The sequence below is a fragment of the Psychrobacter sp. Ps3 genome (assembly GCF_022129275.1).
Lineage (GTDB): Bacteria > Pseudomonadota > Gammaproteobacteria > Pseudomonadales > Moraxellaceae > Psychrobacter > Psychrobacter submarinus.
In genome coordinates this window covers 1-20,432 of the sequence record NZ_JADQAL010000034.1, presented here as the reverse complement: position 1 = coordinate 20,432, position 20,432 = coordinate 1, and the positions used below count along the sequence as shown (strand labels likewise).

15 protein-coding genes are annotated in these 20,432 nt (G+C 44.0%); 4 read left to right on the top strand and 11 right to left on the bottom strand.

Annotated features, from left to right (window positions below; all coding sequences use genetic code 11):
* Positions 1–226: 226 nt before the first annotated feature.
* On the bottom strand, positions 227–769 hold the full coding sequence (locus I3248_RS09975) for a DUF2799 domain-containing protein (protein WP_238063552.1): 543 nt from the start codon (positions 767–769) through the stop codon (positions 227–229).
* 296 nt (positions 770–1,065) lie between these two features.
* Between I3248_RS09975 and I3248_RS09970 the strand changes: the two genes are divergently transcribed.
* Positions 1,066–1,719, top strand: a complete 654-nt coding sequence (locus I3248_RS09970; RefSeq protein WP_238063550.1) for a hypothetical protein — start codon at positions 1,066–1,068, stop codon at positions 1,717–1,719.
* A gap of 290 nt (positions 1,720–2,009) precedes the next feature.
* Positions 2,010–4,736 (top strand): type I DNA topoisomerase, encoded by a 2,727-nt coding sequence (gene topA, locus I3248_RS09965; RefSeq protein ID WP_238063548.1) that lies wholly within the window; start codon positions 2,010–2,012, stop codon positions 4,734–4,736.
* Between the two features lie 229 nt (positions 4,737–4,965).
* Here topA and I3248_RS09960 read toward each other — a convergent pair whose 3' ends face one another.
* The 6 genes from I3248_RS09960 to lon all read right to left on the bottom strand — a co-directional run bounded on the left by I3248_RS09960 (position 4,966) and on the right by lon (position 12,604).
* On the bottom strand, positions 4,966–5,523 hold the full coding sequence (locus tag I3248_RS09960) for a superoxide dismutase family protein (RefSeq protein WP_238063546.1): 558 nt from the start codon (positions 5,521–5,523) through the stop codon (positions 4,966–4,968).
* A 169-nt stretch (positions 5,524–5,692) separates the two neighbouring features.
* Positions 5,693–6,907: a hypothetical protein gene (locus I3248_RS09955; protein WP_238063544.1), complete on the bottom strand. Its 1,215-nt coding sequence runs from the start codon at positions 6,905–6,907 to the stop codon at positions 5,693–5,695.
* Between the two features lie 40 nt (positions 6,908–6,947).
* A complete protein-coding gene (locus tag I3248_RS09950; RefSeq protein ID WP_238063542.1) occupies positions 6,948–8,135 on the bottom strand; it encodes an META domain-containing protein in 1,188 nt (395 codons plus the stop codon).
* 46 nt (positions 8,136–8,181) lie between these two features.
* Positions 8,182–8,904 carry an META domain-containing protein gene (locus I3248_RS09945; protein WP_238063541.1) on the bottom strand — a complete coding sequence of 241 codons (723 nt, stop codon included), beginning with the start codon at positions 8,902–8,904 and terminating at the stop codon, positions 8,182–8,184.
* Positions 8,882–9,931: an META domain-containing protein gene (locus tag I3248_RS09940; protein WP_238063539.1), complete on the bottom strand. Its 1,050-nt coding sequence runs from the start codon at positions 9,929–9,931 to the stop codon at positions 8,882–8,884. Before I3248_RS09940 ends, I3248_RS09945 begins: the two co-directional genes overlap by 23 nt.
* 138 nt (positions 9,932–10,069) lie before the next feature.
* Positions 10,070–12,604, bottom strand: a complete 2,535-nt coding sequence (gene lon / locus I3248_RS09935) for an endopeptidase La (protein ID WP_238063538.1) — start codon at positions 12,602–12,604, stop codon at positions 10,070–10,072.
* A 318-nt stretch (positions 12,605–12,922) separates the two neighbouring features.
* Between lon and I3248_RS09930 the strand changes: the two genes are divergently transcribed.
* Positions 12,923–14,296: a Na+/H+ antiporter family protein gene (locus I3248_RS09930; RefSeq protein ID WP_238063537.1), complete on the top strand. Its 1,374-nt coding sequence runs from the start codon at positions 12,923–12,925 to the stop codon at positions 14,294–14,296.
* A 630-nt stretch (positions 14,297–14,926) separates the two neighbouring features.
* Here I3248_RS09930 and I3248_RS09925 read toward each other — a convergent pair.
* Positions 14,927–15,784 carry a 5-formyltetrahydrofolate cyclo-ligase gene (locus I3248_RS09925; RefSeq protein WP_238063536.1) on the bottom strand — a complete coding sequence of 286 codons (858 nt, stop codon included), beginning with the start codon at positions 15,782–15,784 and terminating at the stop codon, positions 14,927–14,929.
* Positions 15,785–16,026: 242 nt separating this feature from the next.
* Between I3248_RS09925 and fumC the strand changes: the two genes are divergently transcribed.
* Positions 16,027–17,427, top strand: a complete 1,401-nt coding sequence (gene fumC, locus I3248_RS09920) for a class II fumarate hydratase (RefSeq protein ID WP_238063535.1) — start codon at positions 16,027–16,029, stop codon at positions 17,425–17,427.
* A gap of 430 nt (positions 17,428–17,857) precedes the next feature.
* Here fumC and I3248_RS09915 read toward each other — a convergent pair whose 3' ends face one another.
* The 3 genes from I3248_RS09915 to I3248_RS09905 all read right to left on the bottom strand — a co-directional run bounded on the left by I3248_RS09915 (position 17,858) and on the right by I3248_RS09905 (position 20,355).
* A complete protein-coding gene (locus I3248_RS09915; protein ID WP_105243961.1) occupies positions 17,858–18,286 on the bottom strand; it encodes an Hsp20/alpha crystallin family protein in 429 nt (142 codons plus the stop codon).
* A gap of 169 nt (positions 18,287–18,455) precedes the next feature.
* Positions 18,456–19,259: a MipA/OmpV family protein gene (locus I3248_RS09910; RefSeq protein WP_238063534.1), complete on the bottom strand. Its 804-nt coding sequence runs from the start codon at positions 19,257–19,259 to the stop codon at positions 18,456–18,458.
* 73 nt (positions 19,260–19,332) lie between these two features.
* On the bottom strand, positions 19,333–20,355 hold the full coding sequence (locus I3248_RS09905; protein ID WP_238063533.1) for a rhomboid family intramembrane serine protease: 1,023 nt from the start codon (positions 20,353–20,355) through the stop codon (positions 19,333–19,335).
* Positions 20,356–20,432: the final 77 nt, after the last annotated feature.

The following is a 20,432-nucleotide window of genomic DNA, read 5'->3' as shown; positions in this document are numbered from 1 at the left end:
TCGGATAACAACAGCGAGTTCTTGAATCACATATCACATAGAGGAGAGTTTTCTTTGCAGATAACTCGTGGACAAACCACTCAATCAGTAGCCATTAAAAAAACAGGCTACCGATATAGACCAATAAGCTTAGTAGTAGAAATATCACTAGTATAAGAATAAAGAATATGAGAATAATAAGGCTGACCTCCAACCGTACTTATTGAGGTTTTGTGCTCTGTCTTTTTTACCACCCATACCCAAAGGGTGTATAAAAAGGACTGTAACCAAAACGGCCTCCATAGCCAAACGGATAAGGCGAGCGCAGATAGTCCAAATCACGCTGACGGATATAGTAATAGCGTCCTTGCGCATAAGCCTCTTCTAGCTTCTCTATTCCTTCAAGCGGACAGACGGGCTGCCAATCATAGCCCTCACGGCCAAGCTTATACGCATTAAGCTCAGTACAGTAGTTTTTTAGGCCTTGCTGGCGACCTTGCTCCCATAGTACCCGATTGGGCGTAGCGCCAATCACGCTTGCACATTGATTGGCATATTGACCAAAGTAAGCGCCTGAGCGTCCACGTAAGCCGTCGGCGTAGCCCAGTTCTTGCCAGTTACTGGTTTGGCACTGCTGCGGGGTAAGGCTTTGCGTAGTGGCACAGCCAGATAAGGTTAAAGCCGCCGCAGTGATGAGAGAGACAGCAGCACTAGCTTTGCCAAGTGTCTTCACTGATAACAAAGGTGCCGACGACGAAGCTGACTGGCATTTTGTTAGATAAGGCATCATAAACTTTCTCACTTGAACGGGTCATAATATAGGTTATGATAGCAGCTTTTATTATACTAGCTATCGAGGTTGTGTTAGAGATAGGTATGTTTTTATGAACTAAGTTTATGATATTTAAAGCATAATATGATTGAAGTCATCTCAATGAGCTAAGCAATATTAGTAGCCTATAGATAGCTAAGCTTGATTTTTTAACTTTCGTACTTATTATGAGTAGCACTTATTATTGTCAGGCGTCGCAAGTAACGGTCGCCTGTACTATCTTCAACAGTCCCTAATCAAAAAAGGCAGAATTTATGGGAATATGGATTGCTATCCTTATTGTACTTTTTGTATTAGGGAGTATGATGGCGCTCAAGCCTAACGGTATCGATCAGCGTTTGGATAAACTACGCATGACTGCGCGGCGCTTACAGCTCAACCCAAAGCTTGTGACTTGTCCTGAATGGCTTCCCGGCCGCGATGAGGAGTATGGCCGCGGTATGATGGGGCAGTATTGTTTGGTACTAGACAATGTGCAGCTGCCGCATACACGCTATCGAGTGATAGACGGGCAGTGGCGTCCCGATAGTCGTTTCGTTGATGAGAGTGTTGATGCGGTCGCGCTTAATATTCCAAGCGCTATTCGTAATCATGCTGGTAGTCAAAACAACACTATCAAAAAGACGGATTTTGGCTTAGATAAGACGCCCTTAGATCTACCTGTGGGCATTGAACCTTTTGTTAAGGGCCTATGGACTAAGGCCAATAGCATCATTATATATTGGGAAGATGTCTCCTACGTGCGGCCTATGACTAATCCAAGCTACCGCGCTCAAATGATCGAAGAGGACTTACTCGCTCTAAAATCGAAGCTTGAAGAGTGGGCAGAGCAGATAAAAAAGCCAGCATCTCGTACTAATAGTGCGGATCATGATATAAGAGTTACGGCTGATAATTATACTCATTAACAGCACACTCATAGCAAACTAACTGTTTTTGATAGTGCAAATGACTGTCCAAAAAACAGTCAGTTTATTAAGCGCTTTATTTAATAAGTTGACATTTTAACGCTTAGCAGTGTAACTTCCTTATAGGCTTGATCTTATTTTATTAATATTTACCAGTTATTTTACATTTTATAACTATTTTTTTATAACCGTTTTGTAGGCAGCGCCTAAGATAATTTCATTTGTAGGTATAAGAAGCTTGGCTGCCAATTCCTATTTTATTTTTACCCTTTATTATGGTGTCGTCAAATATGGCAAAAACCACAACAAAAAAAACAACGAAGTCTGCTGCTAGCGAAACCAAACCTAGCAAAGCCGCCGCAAAGACTAGCGCTACCAAAACGACCACTGCCAGTGCAGGCTCTAAAGGCAAGTCGCTGGTGATTGTCGAGTCACCAGCCAAAGCCAAAACGATTAATAAGTACTTGGGCTCGGACTTTGTGGTGCGCTCGAGTATTGGTCATGTGCGCGACCTTCCTGTAGGCGCTAGCAAAGGCACCAAAAAAGCTGCTGCTAATAAAGATGAGAGCCTATCTAAAGAAGAAAAGGCGCAGCAAGCGCTTGTCCGCCGTATGGGTATCGATCCAGAGCACGATTGGGCAGCGGTCTATGAAGTACTGCCTAATAAAACTAAAGTGATTAAAGAGCTAAAATCTCTAGCCAAAGACGCTGACAAAATCTATCTGGCAACGGATATGGATAGAGAGGGGGAGGCCATCGCTTGGCACCTCAAAGAAGTCATCGGCGGCGCGGATAGTAAATATGAGCGCGTGGTGTTTAACGAGATTACCAAAAACGCCATTCAAAATGCCTTTAAGCAGCCCTCCAAACTCGATATCGATCGCGTCAATGCTCAGCAAGCCAGACGTTTTTTGGATCGCGTCGTCGGCTTTATGGTCTCGCCAATTCTTTGGCAAAAAGTCGCTCGCGGTCTATCCGCAGGACGCGTACAGTCCGTGGCGATGCGCTTAGTCGTGGAGCGTGAGCATGAAATTCGCGCTTTTATCCCCGAAGAGTATTGGCAGATTCATGCCGATACGCACGTTGCTGACGATAAAAAAACCAGCAAAAAAGAGGACGATGAAAATGGCATCCGCTTAGAAGCGACTAAACAAAACGACAAAACGCTAAAGCTTGTCAATAAAGAGCAGACGGATAAAGTTCTACAAGTTCTCAAAGACAACGACTTTATCGTTAAACAGCGTGAAGAAAAACCCACTCAGTCGCGTCCTAGCGCACCCTTTATCACATCAACTTTGCAGCAAGCAGCCAGTACGCGTCTAGGGTTTTCGGTCAAAAAGACCATGATCTTAGCGCAGCGCTTGTATGAAGCCGGTCATATTACTTATATGCGTACCGATTCGACTTTTTTGTCGGGTGACGCTTTAGCAGGGGCGCGCGGCTTTATCGAAGACAGCTATGGGCAAAAGTACGTACCCGAAAAGCCAAACTTCTACGGTAACAAACAAAACGCGCAAGAGGCGCACGAAGCGATTCGTCCCTCGAATGTCAACATGAAATCGACGCAATTAAAAGGCGTTGAGCGTGATGCTATTCGTCTATATGAGCTGATTTGGCGGCAGTTTGTGGCTTGTCAGATGACGCCTGCTAAGTATCTATCAGTCAATCTTTTGGTAGAGGCGGGTAATGTCGAGCTAAAAGCGCGCGGCCGTACGATGACTTTTGATGGCTATACTCGTGTTATGCCGCCGGCCAAAACTGATGATACGCTGCTCCCTGATGTCAAAAAAGGCGATAAGCTCACTCTAGATAAGCTCGATCCGAGCCAACACTTTACCAAGCCGCCACCGCGCTATACTGAGGCAAGTCTTGTCAAAGAGCTTGAGAAAAAAGGTATCGGTCGTCCCTCGACTTATGCTTCTATCATCTCGACCATTCAAGATCGCGGCTATGTCAAGCTTGAAAACAAGCGTCTATTCGCCGAAAAGATGGGCGATATCGTCACCGATAGATTGACCGACAGCTTCCCTGACTTGATGGATTATACCTTTACCGCGGCGCTCGAGGACAAGCTTGATCATGTTGCTGAAGGTGATAGCGACTGGAAAGATGTACTAGATAACTTCTATGTTGATTTTAAGCATAAAGTCGAGCATGCCAAAGACAAAGACGGTATGCGTCCAAACGATCCCACCGATGTGCCCGATGTGCACTGCGATATATGTGATCGCCCTATGCAATTACGTACCGGCTCTACAGGTGTATTCTTAGGCTGCACGGGTTATAACTTACCGCCAAAAGAGCGCTGTAAAGGCACTAAGAACCTCATGCCAGTCGAAGCGTTTGCTAGTCTTGACGATGGCGACACAGATGATGAGGCCGCTGAAGTCAAAGACTTGATGGAGAAAAAACGCTGCCCGAAATGTGGTACTGCGATGAATGGCTATATCGTCGATGGCGGTCTCAAGTTGCACGTTTGCGGTAATAACCCAGACTGCGACGGTTATATCTTAGAAGAAGGTAAGTTTGAAGTACCTGGCTCTGATGCGCCAACCATTGACTGCAACAAGTGTGATGGGCAGATGGAGCTTAAGACTGGACGCTTCGGGCCTTACTTTGCTTGTCAAAACTGCGACAACACCCGTAAAGTATTAAAGACTGGCGAGCCTGCGCCGCCGCGTATGGATCCTATTCATCTGCCGGATCTTAAGTCCACTAAGCACGATGATTATTTTATCTTGCGTGAGGGGGCAGCTGGTATGTTCTTAGCTGCGTCTAAGTTCCCTAAAGTACGCGAGACACGTGCGCCGAAACTCGCTGAGCTGCGTCCTATTCAAGATAAAATGGACGATAAGTTCCAGTATTTATTTGAAGGGCCCGATGAAGATCCAGATGGTAACCCGACTATTTTGCGCTGGTCGCGTAAGAAAAAAGAGCAATACATCGGCTCCGAGAAAAACGGCAAGGCCACGCGTTGGGGCGTCTACTGGCGTAAAGGCGAGTGGGTAGAAGAATAGTAATATAGCCAGTTTGAAGTAAAACGGTTATAAACTGGGGCGCTACTGGTATAAATTGTGCTTGCGTGCTGTTATCACAGATGCTGCGCAAAATTCATCCCAGCAGCGCCGTGTCATTTTTAAAAGGTATCGATTGTATCTTTTGTTCACTCTAATAGTTATTAAACGCCATAAAAAAACCTCTTAGCCAGCTAAGAGGTTTTTGTTATTCATAATATAAAGTCTTATCTTAGACAGTACCGATGATACCACAAGCTACGCGCGCACCTGAGTCACCTGAAGGCTGACTCGTATAATCATCAATGCCGCCATGAACGATAAAGGCTAAGCGATTGACACTGTATTTACCCGTTTTTGTAGCTGCTATCTTTTTGCTGACGTAGTTTATTGTTGCCACGCCATCTTCGTTAGCGGTTAAGTTTGGCAAGTCACCCGCGTGACCATTCATGTCGTCTGGGTTTGAGTGCGGGTTATTGTCAGGATTGAAATGTCCACCTGCCGCTTTACCCATGTTGGCACAACTACCAGTCTCATGAATATGAAGCGATACGGTCTTACCAGGCTGCAAGTTCATCAGCTTACCGTAGACTTGTACGCCGCTCTCTACTGGACGCAAGTAGACTTGACCTATTTCGCGATTGCTTGCATCGGTAGTTTTAATCACCGACTGTAGCGTAGGTTGATCAATAGGATTACCCGTTTGCAATTGGCCTTCGACCGTTTGACAACCGGTTACCGCTAGAGCTGAACCACATAATAGGGCACTTGTAAGCATTAACTTATTCATTATTCTCTCCCACTGTAATTATTTTATTTTTTGAACTTAATACAACATGCGTTGATGTCAAAAACAGTATAGCGGGAGAGTACCGACAACTATTGGGCAAAAGCGCAACAATCGGTTAATAAATGTAAGTTATTGGCATAGAGTTTTAATGAGCTCTATAAGATTTCACTTAATCACTATTGATAGGATCTTTTTCAGCTATAGGCATTTCTTCATTAAATGTTGATGCATCAGTATCTGATGACAAGCCTGATGATAGGTATTCACGTACTGGCAAAGGCTCATTTTGCCAAACTAAAGTTTCGCCAGTCTCCATGGTTTGTAATAGATTATAGTGTACAAAATCATCCAAGGCAGTCGAAGTTGGTTTGTTAGGTTGTAGACTTAACGTTAGCTTACTTTTACTACGAGCCATTAGCTCTGCAAGCGTACCTTCAACTCTATTACCTTCTAGACCACAACCCATGACAGATTGAGTTCCATAACCTATCAATAAAGTATTATCCTTTAATAGTGCATAAGGACCACCGATACCATAATTGCAGTTGGCGTAGAAGGAAGCATATTGGTCTCTCTGATCCGAAAAACTAAGCAGAATAGGAAAGTCTGGGTAGTAGAAGGCACTGATAGGAATTCTAGATATTAGTTTTCCATCGTCGTCATAACTATTACTCGTGCCACTAACCAGTCGCCACTGATAGCGCTCAAGTAGCTCATTGCTAATCGGTAGTCCAACTGGTTTAGGCCAATTTTTAGAGGTTCCTGCAAATATCAGACTAGCGCCATTTTCAATATTAAGAGCTAAGCGTTTGGGTGCAGAGTTAGCGGTTGTTTGAGCTTGAGATTGAACGAGTGGCAGCAGTTTTAGATTGAAATTAAGGCTAGAATAGGGATATTGAGGGAATAGTCTCTCAATTGTATGGTAATTATCGTTATAACTACTATTACTGCTTTCTGATTGAACGGTTTCATCGATAAGATTGTCTACACATATCGATTCTGTTGCAAGTTTACCAGAACCATAATTAGGAAAAGGAGGAGCGAGTATACTCAAAAACTCAATGTCATAGCGCTGACAGCCCTGAGTGAGTTTAATATGACTAGGGGCAACTTCTATAGTGATAGGCGGGACAGTAGCTGCGTTGATAGTATTACCTTGAGCATCAACGGCTTGTTGTAACTGCCAATCGTAGCTGTTTGCCCACTGAATGACTTGATCATCTTTCACTTCTATATATTCAATAGCAGCAGGTGTATTGATAACTGTATTTTCAGTTTTAGGAGGCTGCTGCGAGCTTTGTATAGGTGTGGAATGACAGCTTGCTAAAGCTAATCCAACTAGAGTAAAAACTAGCAATGAATAACTATTTTCAGGTAATGGCATTATTAAGTCCCTTAAGAAATAGTTCAAAGTTAAAAATTCTTTATCGAGTGACAATAGCGGTATTCTTCCAAATCAACGTCTCCCCAGTCTCTAACTTTTGAGTTAATAGATAGTAGGGTAAATCGGAATTATCGAGATTAGTATTATCTACATTGACGCTATCAAGTTGCTGCAAGCTCAACTGACTTTTGCTTAGCTGTTCAAGCGCTCTTATCTTATTTTCGGCGGCTTCGCGTTTGGGCCCGCAGCCCATCATAGTTTGATTCCCTGAGCCGATCAGCAGGATATGGTCAGGCGTCAAGATATAAGGGCCACCAACACCATTACAATCGGAGCTAAAGCCGACATGCTGCTCATCGTTAAAGCTATAACCAAAATAAGCGATGACTCGAAATTCTGGACGACTCAGCTCAATGATAGGCTGGTTGTCGCTATCTAACGCGCTGACTAATCGCCATTGATAGTCCTTTAGAAACTCATAACTGATAGATAAGCCTTGAGTGGGTTGCAAGGCTCTTAGCGCTCCTGCAAACACTAGCTTTTTGTCTTGAACATTGATAGCCAATTCATAGGGCACGGTGTTTTGAGATTTTGTGTGATTTAAAGTGGGCTGAGTTTGTGGTGCAGATAGTAGCTCAAGACTGAAACCGCTTCTGCTATAACGCGGAAAAAGCTCAGTTAAATACTTAGCGATATCGCTCGTAGCCTGCGTATCTTTTATCGAGCACCAAGCAGGTGTAATATCACTCACCCCATTAGAATTATAGTTGTAAGAGCTGTAGGAGTTATCGCTATAGTCATCATGATGTAAGCTATAGCGCTGACAGTCATATCTGAAGACTAAATGACTAGGGCGCACCTCTAGCATTAAGGGCGTCTCGGTATTCATTTGATTTATATTGTTTTGGCTGTCTATCGAGCGCACCAATTGCCAGTCATAACGGTTTAAGCTCTCTACAGTAAGCTCAGGGAATTTGTAAGAGTTGCTAGGGTCGATATTATCGAGTTGCGGAAAGGTGATAATCGCTTCGTCATAAACTTTAGGTTTTGGCACTTTTGGGATTATCGGTACAGTTGGCGTTGTTGATGTTTGTGTTGATATTTCACTTGCTGTCGTCATATCGGGATTTTGCTTTATGGTTTGACACCCTGATAAAGCTGCTATGCTCAATAGGCTAAACAAAGCAGTTAGGACAAATGGATAAGCGTTTATTGATGGGTTTTTCATAAGTCTCTGCCTAATTCATAAAGTACATAACCAAATGAGTTAAATATTAGTAAGGTTTATCTTTTTTCTCATTTTGCCATAGCAAGGTTTCGCCAGACTTCATAGTTTGCAATAAGTGATAGCGTGGATAGCTGTTTTTAGGGTTTAGCGTTTTTAAACTATTAGCAGGTTGTAAGGTTAAGGCCAGTTTGCTACTGCTACCATTCATCAAAGTAAATAAAGTGTTTTCAATGCGATTACCCGTTTCACTGCAGCCCATATCAGTGCTAACGATACTATCAACCTTGAAAGTATTATCTTTTAATAAAGTGTAGGTAGCACCAGAACCGTTACATTCTGAGCTAAAGTGAACCGTTTGACTGTCAAGATTACCTCCAAAGCTTACTGAAATAGGGTAATCCGGATGATAAAAGTTACCTATGGGGGTTTTAACTAATTGACCATTATCGTCATAAGAATGACTAACCGCACTGACAAGCTGCCAGTGATACTGCTCCAAAAGCTCGCTACTAATAGCTAAGCCAGTGAGAGCAGGCAACGTCTCTTTTACTATCATCTGCTCAGACTGTTTAGAGTTAACTTGAGTAGCTGCTGTACTAACGGTAGTTATTTGCTGAGGGTGTGCAATAGAATTAAATTGACAACCTAGAGTTGCTACAGACAAACTGAGAATAAGCAAAGAGCGTTTTATCGTAGTTAAAATCATTATAAAATCCTTTTTGAAATTATGTAAAAACGTATTTAAATTAACGTCTGTCTTTTTTTTCATTCTTCCAAATAAACGTCTCGCCAGTTTCTAATGTTTGATTAAGTAGATAATCGGGAAAATCTGAATTATTGACATTGCTGTTATCAAATTTCTCAAGTGTCAACTGGCTAACACTACTTAGCATCGTCCTACTGAGTTTAGATTCGATATGGTTTATTAGATCGCCGCAGCCGATCATAGTTTGAGGGGCGCTACCAATAAGCAAGGTTTGACCAACAGTTAACGCATAGCCGCCACTCACGCCATTACAGCCCGAACTAAAGCTAGCACTTCGTCTATGTTCGTCTGTGTAGAAGTTTACCGTGATAGGAACCTCTGTATAACCAAATTCAGTAATAGGTTGGTTATTTTGGTCAGTAGCATTAACTATTCTCCACTGATAACGCTCTAATAGCTCATTCGTAATAGGCAAACCTGATACTTGTTGCTCAGGTTTAGGCATCCCTGTAAATATAAGCGTCATACCATTATTTACATTAAGGGCTAATTGTTTTGAACCCTCTGCTATAGGAGGTTTTTCATTAAGCGTTAGCACTCTAAAATTAAAATATAAATAAGATCTGGGCGAAAATATTGTCTCTAGTACTTGTTGAATAGCGCCTGGGCCTTGTATGTTATATTTTGAAGCACAGTTATCATTGACGTCCCTCAGCTCAGACATGGAATAGGGATAGGGTATAGGATGACCCCTCTCAATTCCAATTTTATAAAGGTGACAGCCTTCTTTAAACAACAACGTATCTGGACGAACTGCCATTATCAGTGGTGGGTGGTGCTTAAAGTCTTGAGCTTTACCATCCGCTCTAGCGACTTGGGTTAATTGCCAATCATAGCGAGTCAAGGTCTGCACAAGATAAGACTGAGGAGTAGAAGCTGACCAACTTTTATCAGTACTATTAGAGGTCTTAGAAGTAGCCGCTATGGTTTTAGTTGAAGGGTTAGGCGGCGTATGTTGACAACCTAGTAAGCTGGCGGCACTCACTAAACCTATAAGCAGTGTCGGTATGTAAAATTGATTTATAGCCATTATTATCTACCAAGTAAACCATTTGCCTAAAATATAGCACAGCTTTGAACCAAAGTAGGTTATAAAATCGCAGGCATAAAAAAGCCGCTTACTCTAAAGTAAACGGCTCTCGTTAAGTAGAACTTTGATAGTTGTCGCTTAGCTATGCAATGACTTTTTTGAAGTAGTATCCACTGTCACTTTAGCAGGCTTTAGCGGTGTTGGCATACTGACTAAGGCCGCTTTAAGTACTTCATCGATAGTCGCTACCGGCTGAATGGTTAGACCTTCCTTAACGTTATCAGGAATATCCGCCAAATCGCGCTCGTTAGTCGCTGGAATCAACACGTGCTTGATACCACCGCGATGCGCCGCTAGTAGCTTCTCCTTGAGACCACCGATACGCAGGATTTTACCGCGTAGGGTAATCTCACCCGTCATTGCAATATCCGGACGGATAGCGATACCGGTGATGGCTGAGACTAGCGCTGTGGTCAATGCACCGCCAGCTGAAGGCCCATCTTTTGGCGTTGCACCCTCTGGCATATGCACGTGAACGTCAGTAGTTTTAAAGGTTTCATAATCGATACCTAAGCTATCACCGCGTGCTCGTACCACGCTCATTGCGGCACGAATCGACTCTTTCATCACGTCACCGAGAGAACCGGTAAAGGCCAGTTCGCCTTTGCCCTTCATCGCTACCGCTTCGATAGTGAGGAGCTCACCGCCAACTTGTGTCCAAGCAAGGCCAGTGACCCGGCCGATCTCAGCGTCTTTTTCGGCAAGACCATAGTCATACTGATGCACGCCAAGGTAGTCATTGATATTGCTATCATCGACAACCACTAGCTCACGATCATCTTTTTTCGGAGCACGCGCGCCATGATTCTCAACCGAGCCGCGAACCACTTTGCGGCAGATCTTATTGACTTCACGCTCAAGGTTACGCACACCCGCCTCTCGCGTATAGCTACGCACGATACTATGCAGCGCCGCCTCGACAATTTCAATCTCACCGTCCTTTAGACCGTTTTGCTTAATCGCTTTTGGCACAAGATACTTCTGGGCGATATTGACCTTTTCTTCTTCGGTATAGCCCGGCAGACGAATGACTTCCATACGGTCTAAGAGCGCAGGCGGGATATCCATACTGTTGGCTGTACAGATAAACATCACTTGTGAGAGATCCAAGTCCATATCTAGGTAATGATCATTGAAGCTATCATTCTGTGATGGATCGAGCACTTCAAGCAAGGCTGAAGCTGGATCACCACGGAAGTCTTGCGCCATCTTATCGACTTCATCTAATAAGAATAGCGGGTTTTTGACTTCTACTTTCGCCAGTGACTGTACGATTTTACCCGGCATCGCACCAATATAAGTGCGGCGATGACCGCGGATTTCCGCTTCATCACGCACGCCGCCAAGTGCCATACGTACGAACTTACGACCGGTTGCCCGCGCGATAGATTCACCTAAAGACGTTTTACCGACACCAGGAGGACCTACCAGACACAGAATCGGACCACGAAGCTTTTTCACTCGCGACTGCACGGCGAGGTACTCTAAGATACGATCTTTGACATCTTGCAAGCCATAGTGATCTTCATCGAGGACGTTTTTGGCTTTTTCTAAATTGATCGATACTTTGCTCGTGGCATTCCACGGCGTGTCTAATATCCACTCAATGTAGTTACGCACCACTGAAGATTCACTAGATGCAGGCGGCATCATTTTTAGTTTCTTCAGCTCTTGCTCCGCTTTTTTGCGCACGTCTTCTGGCAGATCTGCCTCTTCTAAGCGCTGTTCAAGCTCGCTGACATCGTCCTCACCATCGAACGCGCCGTCATTCATCTCTGACAGCTCGTTCTTTATGGCTTTCATCTTCTCGTTTAAGAAGTACTCGCGCTGATTGTCTTCCATTTGCTGACGCACGGCATCTTGAATATCTTGTTCGATATTCTGCTCAGCGCTTTGCTTAACCAGATACTCGGTTAAAGTATTGATATGCGCTTTGAGATCGTCCTTTTCTAAGAACGATTGCTTCACATCCAAATCCATCGAAACCCGAGTAGAGATAAAATAGATGAGCTCTAATAAGTCATCGATACGCTTGGCCACGCGAGTCAGCTCTCGTGCGTTACGCAGACGTGCTTCGGCATAAGCTTCAAACAAGCCAGTCAGCGCTTTGATAGTGTTTTTTTGTTGGCTATCATCGAGCTTAACCTCAAGATCAGCGCGCTCAAAAGTCGCCATCAAGACGTCGTCTTGGCTGTCTGCATGGTTTTCTATAGCATCGACGCGGGCACGATATTGGCCTTCAATCAGCACCTTGATGCAGTTTTCATCGCTATCATGCGGCATCGTGCTGACGATGCGGCAAACCGTACCATACTGATAGAGGTTATCTTGGTCGATATCTTCGGTCAGCGAGTCTTTTTGTGCGACAACGAGTACTTTATCGCCATACTCTGCTTGCGCAAGCTCCACCGCTTTGACCGACGGCGTGCGACCTACAAATAGGGCGATTTGCATGTGCGGATAGACGACTACATCGCGTAGTGCCAAGAGTGGCAAATGATTGTCTGAGCCATTATCGGCAGTGTTTTTATCAACATTTTGTTCATCAGTATCAGGCGTTGCTGCTGACACATCGATGTCGATATTGTCTTTATCAATATTATAGTCAGTCATATATTCATTCCTTATTCACTAGACTTGTTCAGTCAAGTTAGTGTTTCATGATAGATAAATGGTGTTCTTAGATTAAATTACAAGGCTTATCCTTTAATGCACTATAAATAAGAGCAAGGAAAATGATGATGCGACTTTTGGCTTTAAAACGTGCTTTTAACTCTATTCTGAGCTTTGTCTAGGTATCAGGCTATTGGGTTTTGCGCATAGGCTTTATCGTTAGAATCAGGTAAAATAGCGCCCGTCTTATAGATAGGTTAATTTTGAATTTTTTGATGAGACGACAAGTAATATTGAGGCTAAATAGGGGCAAAGAGTATGACCATTAATGCGGTGCTACTAGCGGTAGTGATTATGCTTGGGCTGTCACTGGCGCGAGTCCATGTGGTACTCAGTTTGCTCATCGGTGCTATAGCGGGCGGCTTGCTCGCCGGTTTAGGTATCACCGCAACTTTAGAAGCCTTTCAAGAAGGTATCCAAAACGGGGCAGGTATTGCCCTCTCTTATGCATTATTAGGTGCTTTTGCGGTAGCGATTGCGCATTCAGGATTGCCGCAGTCTTTGGCAGGTGCGGTCATTAAGCGTATTGATGCGGGCGGTACCAGTCTCATGATTAAGTACACGCTATTTGCAGGCCTAGTGATGATGAGCTGTTTTAGCCAAAACCTCATTCCCATTCACATTGCCTTTATACCGCTGCTCGTGCCGCCGCTATTGCTCGCCTTTAATCGTATGCAGATAGATCGCCGACTTATTGCTTGTCTGATTACCTTTGGCCTTGTCACCACTTATATGTTTATCCCGTATGGCTTTGGTGATATTTATCTCAACCAAATTATGCTCAAAAACGTCGGTGAAGCCGGTATCGATATTAGCGATATCTCCGTCACTAAGGCGATGGCGATTCCGGCGCTCGGTATGTTTCTTGGCCTTTTGACTGCGGTGTTTATCAGCTATCGTAAGCCGCGCCAGTATCAGCAATTAACGATAGATAAAGACGCTCGCGATGCTGTAATCGATAAAGAGTCCACTAGCGACGACTTGAGTCAAACTGCCACACGTGCGCCCACGCAAGGCAAACTTAAAACGCTTATCGCGCTAGCGGCTATTGTTACCGCTTTTGTGGTGCAGCTGTATACCGACTCGCTGCTCTTAGGCTCGATGTTTGGTTTTGCGGTATTTATGGCGACGGGTGTGGTCAAATGGCGCGAAGCCGATAGCGTGTTTAACGACGGTATCAAGCTGATGGCGATGATTGGCTTTATTATGATTACCGCGCAAGGTTTTGCAGAAGTGATGAAAGCGACAGGGGAGATTGCGCCGCTGATTGATGGTGCGACTAACTTGTTTGCAGGAAATAAAGCGATCGCTGCCTTTGTCATGCTAGGGATTGGTTTAGTAGTCACCATGGGTATTGGCTCGTCGTTTTCTACTATTCCGATTGTGGCGGCTATCTATGTACCGCTATGTATATCACTAGGATTTTCACCACTAGCAACCGTCGCTATTATTGGTACGGCTGGCGCGTTAGGTGATGCAGGCTCGCCCGCGTCCGACTCGACGCTTGGGCCAACGTCTGGTCTAAACGTTGATGGTCAACATGACCATATCAGAGATAGCGTGGTGCCAACATTTATTCATTACAATATACCGCTACTGGCGTTTGGCTGGATTGCGGCGATGGTGCTTTGATTAGTAATATATATACGTAGCAAGTAGTTCACTCTCTACGATATTTCTCTATCATAGATACACTGCTTTATTTGTTTGATATCTTTATGAATAGAATACATAGAGAACAGTTCAAGATAAACAAAGACAAGGACGCTATACTCTATATCACTATGGAGATAATCGTATAAAAGAAAACCTACGGTGCATATTAATAGGGTTAATATAGCGTAAAATGTGAAAGTTGATACCCTTAAAAAACCTTTATCGGAAACCAAAAGCAGATGCTTATTCTCTTCATACAGTTGCGATGAAGAGATGCTAACGGATAACAAGTTATTATTGTATAGACGTTTTTTTTCTAGCTGTCTTTCTCTATAGCTAACGATAATAAAAAAAGTACAAGCGCAGAGAAAGTAAACGAAGGAGGTTAAGCTTTTAGGTTTATCGTACTCCCAAAAGTAAATCCCGAACATTGCTACTCCTATCCAAAACAATAGGGCAGCTGTTAGCACATAGAATGATCTAGATTTTTTAGTAGGGTAGATTGTCACCAGAATAGACATCCTATTTGTTAATAATAATCATTACTATCTATAATAAAATATACTCTATATTTAAACAATAGTTCTGTCTAATTAAAGATAAATATCAATTACTGTCATCCTCAAAACCCTCTATCTCATTACCCAAACTATTCAAAAACTCGTCACTCTGCACTAGCAGCTCATTCAAACGCGCCTCATTAATAACGCTTGATAGCTCATCAGAACTAAAGTTTTGTTCTTGACTGTAATAAAGCATTTCCCTAGCGTCATCATTGCCTAGTGTTTGTAAATAAGTATCAACCGTATCGGCGCTAGAGGTTTCTAGTTCATACTCATCAATATGAGTGGGTTTAAACCACCTTAAGCCACTTGGCGTAATCAAACCGTCTAACGGCACATCCCATGGTTGACGCGCTAATTGTTCAACCACTTGAAAGTCGTAGCACCAGCCAATTTTTAGCGGCCTTGAAGCGCCAGACTGATAGCTTCTTCCAAGAGTCGTATCATAAAAACCACCACCCATGCCCATACGATTGCCTTGTTTATCTACCGCTACCAGTGGACAGATGATGACGTCCAGTTCTCGTGCCCATAATAAATGCCGATGTCGGTTTTGCGGCATCCCTAAACGATGAATATAGGTCGGTACGTTGATAAGTTTTGAGTGATAAATGGGCACAAAGCGCAAGCGTTTATCGTCGTCTCCTTTATTGTCACGACCGAGCGAGCCGACCACTGGCAGATATGCCCGGTAGCCTGAGCGCTGACACCAGTCCAATAGCGGCTGAGTAGGAAGCTCACCAAAGCCATCATAATATAAGCCAATACGCGCACGCGGAGGCAAGCGTTGTTGCAATTTAACCAAGTGCAAACTTGCCATGCGTGCGTATTGTCTGCGCTCACCATCTGTTAGTTGGCGGCGCAGGCGAGTAAACTGACGTCTAGGTGGATTGGTTATCATAATAGTATTTACAGTATTGGTTAAAAAGATATGTGGCGATCAATCACTTTTACTTAGTATCTATTTGTTCAGTGTCTAGTTGTTCAGTGTCTAGTAAGTATAAATACTCGCATCGGCTTGGAGAAATTTATGATAAGCCATGCTATCATAACCTCACTTTACAGCCTATTTTCCTTATGTGCAGCTTTAGTTGCACTTTTTATGATAAACCATTTATTAACTACTAATAAAAGAGGATCGTTATGTCACAAAATCAGGCCACCCGTACCGAAAAAGACACCATGGGCAATGTCGAAGTCCCAGCAGACGCTTATTGGGGCGCGCAAACCCAGCGTAGCCGTGAGAACTTCAAGATTGGCGGTGAGACCTTGCCGCGTCCGATGATTGAAGCGATGGCATTAGTCAAAAAGGCCGCTGCGATTACTAATGCTAGCCTAGAGCGTATCGAAGGCGATAAGCGCGATCTTATCGTGCAAGCGGCTGACGAAGTCATCAACGGCGGTCTTACCGATCAGTTCCCGCTCGTGGTATGGCAGACGGGTTCTGGTACGCAGTCAAACATGAACATGAACGAAGTGCTTGCTAACCGTGCCAATGAAATCGCAGGCTCTGAGCGTGGCACTTACGCACCGATTCATCCTAACGATCACGTCAACCACGCTCAGTCTACTAATGACAGCTTCCCAACGGCAATTCGTGTCGCTGCTGCGCGTCAGATCAATAGCCTACTTATCCCAGCGGTCAAAGCGCTACGTGATACCTTAGATAAAAAGTCCAAAGAGTTCGATAGTATCGTCAAAATCGGTCGTACGCATTTGCAGGACGCTACACCTTTGACCTTAGGTCAAGAATTTAGCGGCTATGTGAGCCAGCTTGACCATGCACTCACGCGTATCGACAACGCGCTACAAGGTTTATATGAGTTACCACTCGGCGGTACAGCGGTTGGCACGGGTCTAAACGCTCATCCTGACTATGCAGTAAAAGCAGCTGAGCAATTAGCTGAGCTAACAGGCTTGCCATTTGTCACATCCCCAAATAAATTTGAAGCACTAGCGGCGCGTGATGCCGAAGTATTTGCTTCTGGCGCACTCAAAACCCTAGCAGGTAGCTTAAACAAAATCGCTAACGACGTACGCTGGCTTGCCTCAGGTCCTCGTTGTGGTCTTGGCGAGCTGACCATTCCAGAAAACGAGCCAGGCTCTTCTATCATGCCAGGTAAAGTGAACCCAACCCAGTCAGAAGCGATGTCTATGGTTGTGGCACAAGTCATGGGTAACGATACGACTATCAGCATGGCGGGCGCGTCAGGTAACTTTGAGCTTAATGTCTACAAACCAGTGATTGCCTTTAACTTACTACAGTCCATCCAATTATTAGGCGATGCGTGCAATAGCTTTAATGACAACTGTGCGGTTGGTATCGAGCCTGTTAAAGAAAAAATCGATGACTTCTTGCATAATTCGCTCATGCTAGTGACCGCATTGAACCGTCATGTCGGTTATGAAAATGCCGCGAAAATCGCTAAGACCGCGTATAAAGAAAACAAAACGCTCAAGCAAGTCGCGGTTGAGCTCGATCTAATGACCGAAGCGCAGTTTGATGAGTGGGTCACGCCAGCGGATATGGTGCATCCTTCTTAATTTAGATTTTGTTTTGTATAAGTGAGTAGGGTGGGTTAGCAACAGTGTAACCCACCAACTTGATTTCAACGAAAAAGACCTTGCCACCCCTGATATGAGAATGTGGCAAGGTCTTTTTTATGCTTTATGCTTTTTGGAGCTATTCCCACTCGTTGGGATTTACGAAAATGTAAATCCCCTTGCACTCGGACGAAGTAGTACTTCGTTGTTTCCTCGCTCAGGGCTAGCGGTGACATCTCGTTTTTACATACAGGTAGCGTAGTTTAGATTTTGATTTTTTATAAAGCTTAAAAGGGTTTAATTCGTAGGTTGGTGTGGAGCTTGCGACACTCAACAAATGACCTAAACAGGGTGACACAAAAAAGAGCACATGAATCACTCATGTGCCCTAAATATCTTACTCAAAAATTTATTTCATACTTAACTATTTTTATTTAATCTCAAGCTTTTTGCGCTCTGAGCTGGTCTCTTTTGGTAGTACCAGTTTAAGAATGCCATTTTCGTATGATGCTTCTGCCGCCTCTACTTTTACCTTAGAAGGCAACTGGAAACTACGTGAGACTGAGCCAAAGTAGCGCTCACTACGCAGTATCTTATCGCCGTCTTTTTGCTCATCTTTTTGTGCAATCTCCGCGCTGATTGAGACGATATCCCCAGTTATCGACAGATCGATATCTTCTTTAGCAACGCCAGGTATTTCAGCATTGACATAAAACGCATCCTCTTTTTCACCAACATCAATCTTGATCTGGCTAGCGTTAGGAAGAGCATCACCGTGAAGTGGACGCATTAAAAAGCTAGGTGCCATCTCATCAAAGAAGTTGTCAAAGATTGAATTACGTGTGACTAGTTTACTCATAACATGCTCCTTATCATGGATTGGTTGTTGTTTATCTTACCTACTATATATATAAAGATGGGCTATAGAATTTCAAGAGTTAAAATCATAAAATTTATCTTGTATTTCTCACAAAAAAGCCAAGCAAAATGCTCGGCTTTTTTATTTTAAAGTGTCAATATTTCAATACTTAAAACTTATAAAGCAAACCAAGCGTCGTCGTAGCATCAGTACGCGAGTCGACCATAGGGCTATCGTATTGCTCATTAGGCAGGTAGCTTAAGCTTTGATTAAAAAAACCTGCCCAGCGCTCGTTGAAATCGTAGTTAGCGCTAACGTTAATATAAGGGTTTAAGCTTGAATTTGATTTATAAGCGGCGACACCTGTCTTTGCAGACTCTTCATCGCTAACGCCGTAATAGTATTCGTTGTAGTCATCATCGTGATACTCAAAACCTATGCTCGGATAGACGGTCAGCTTATTCTTAGTGATACGCGCCAGATAGGTTAAGCGGGCAGTATTACCACCACTACGGTCTAAAACGTCAGTAGCGGCTTGAATACGGAAGCCGCCAACCGGGGTACGGCGTAGATAAGTGATACCGGCGGCGGCAGATATCTTACGCTCATCAAGACCTTGCAGCGCGCCATTGGCATCATCAGGATCGAATGAGTTGCCTGCTAATTGGGCGTAGGCAGATAGCTGGTTAGTGCCGTCATTGATCAGATAAGCACCAGCTTGAGCGCCGCGCGCATAGACTCTGTTGTTGTCATAAAACACCCCTGGCAGTACCCGTACTTCTTCATCGTCCAAATCATAAGCGCTATTAGAGTACAGTACGTTAACGCCTACGCTGAGCTGAGCGTCTTGATCGGTAGGCAGGTTTTTGAAGGGAGCGGCGCTTACGGTGCCAGCTGCCCCTAAGAGCATCATAGCGGCAAAGGTGGAGAGTACAGCGCGATAAGTCATGCTTGGAGCAGGTAGTTTAGACATAGTTGGGTCTCATGGGCAGGGAGTTAGGAAATAGTTTTAGCGTTATTTGCAACATCAATATTAACTTAATTTGTTATTCAGTAGCAGCTAGTATTTGCAAGATTTGGTTATGAATATCTTGCCACCACCACAAAAAACCAATGACAATAACAAGCATGACTAGCCAAGGCAGTAGTCGCCAGATCAGGCTTATGTCAACAGGCTCTGGCGCAAATTTCTTGGGATCAATATAAGTGGGGTAGTTATTAATGTAGCCCCCACTTTGGTCAAAATCAGCAGTATCCGCGGTATTGTTTGAGTCCACAGGGGTTTGGCTATTATTATCAGCAAATATATTGGTAAGCGGCGGATTATCGCGCTGATTATCTTGTAAGCCCGTTTGATAGCTTGGCTGATGATTGCTTGCATAGCTCGCTTGAACCGCGTTTTGATAAGCTTGCTGAGCTTGCGCCATAGCTGCTTGCTGTGCCAGCTCTCGCTTACGATAAGCGAGAGCAATAGGCAAGGCGATAAGCAAGCCAGTAATCGCGCCGCCGATATGGCCAGCGTTATCGATACCCGGCACTGCAAAGCCGTAGACTAAGTTGATGCCCATGATGATAATTAAGCTTTTTAGATTGAGCACCATGCCATTGACTGACATCTTAAAAAATGCCGCGACGAGTAAAGCCGCACCGATGCCCATAATTCCGCCAGACGCGCCAGCCGACAGTCCAGGCTGACCGCTACCGTCTATGATCGCTTGCCAAGTCACATAGTTATTGAGGACGTTACCGCCGATCACTGCGAGCAAGAATAGCGCCAAGAATTTAACGGAGCCAAACATCGGCTCAGCAATTTGACCAAAAAAATACATCGCAAAGCTATTAAATAATAAATGCATCAAGCCAATATGCAAAAAGCCGCTAGTGATTAAGCGCCAAGGGTCTTCACCCATGGTATACGGTAGAGCGTTTGCGCCCCAATTCAATAACTGCTCAGTAGAAGGGTCATTGGCATCGACGCCTGTGAGCAGTTGAATGAGAAACAGACCAATAAAACTGATAAGTAATACAGTGGTGATAGGCGCGGTGGCGAATAGCTGCTTAATAGTCATAAATGCCGTTATTTATTAACAGTAGGGCGTGTTGAACATTCGCAAATAGGCACTGCTGATCGCTAAAATTGTTCCAG

Coding starts and splice junctions, on each gene's coding strand:
- I3248_RS09975 (WP_238063552.1), bottom strand. CDS start 769: ATGATGCCTTATCTAACAAAATGCCAGTCAGCTTCGTCGTCGGCACCT.
- fumC (WP_238063535.1), top strand. CDS start 16,027: ATGTCACAAAATCAGGCCACCCGTACCGAAAAAGACACCATGGGCAAT.
- I3248_RS09905 (WP_238063533.1), bottom strand. CDS start 20,355: ATGACTATTAAGCAGCTATTCGCCACCGCGCCTATCACCACTGTATTA.
- I3248_RS09945 (WP_238063541.1), bottom strand. CDS start 8,904: ATGAAAAAAAAGACAGACGTTAATTTAAATACGTTTTTACATAATTTC.
- I3248_RS09950 (WP_238063542.1), bottom strand. CDS start 8,135: ATGAAAAACCCATCAATAAACGCTTATCCATTTGTCCTAACTGCTTTG.
- I3248_RS09930 (WP_238063537.1), top strand. CDS start 12,923: ATGACCATTAATGCGGTGCTACTAGCGGTAGTGATTATGCTTGGGCTG.
- I3248_RS09970 (WP_238063550.1), top strand. CDS start 1,066: ATGGGAATATGGATTGCTATCCTTATTGTACTTTTTGTATTAGGGAGT.
- topA (WP_238063548.1), top strand. CDS start 2,010: ATGGCAAAAACCACAACAAAAAAAACAACGAAGTCTGCTGCTAGCGAA.
- I3248_RS09960 (WP_238063546.1), bottom strand. CDS start 5,523: ATGAATAAGTTAATGCTTACAAGTGCCCTATTATGTGGTTCAGCTCTA.
- lon (WP_238063538.1), bottom strand. CDS start 12,604: ATGACTGACTATAATATTGATAAAGACAATATCGACATCGATGTGTCA.
- I3248_RS09925 (WP_238063536.1), bottom strand. CDS start 15,784: ATGATAACCAATCCACCTAGACGTCAGTTTACTCGCCTGCGCCGCCAA.
- I3248_RS09955 (WP_238063544.1), bottom strand. CDS start 6,907: ATGCCATTACCTGAAAATAGTTATTCATTGCTAGTTTTTACTCTAGTT.
- I3248_RS09915 (WP_105243961.1), bottom strand. CDS start 18,286: ATGAGTAAACTAGTCACACGTAATTCAATCTTTGACAACTTCTTTGAT.
- I3248_RS09910 (WP_238063534.1), bottom strand. CDS start 19,259: ATGTCTAAACTACCTGCTCCAAGCATGACTTATCGCGCTGTACTCTCC.
- I3248_RS09940 (WP_238063539.1), bottom strand. CDS start 9,931: ATGGCTATAAATCAATTTTACATACCGACACTGCTTATAGGTTTAGTG.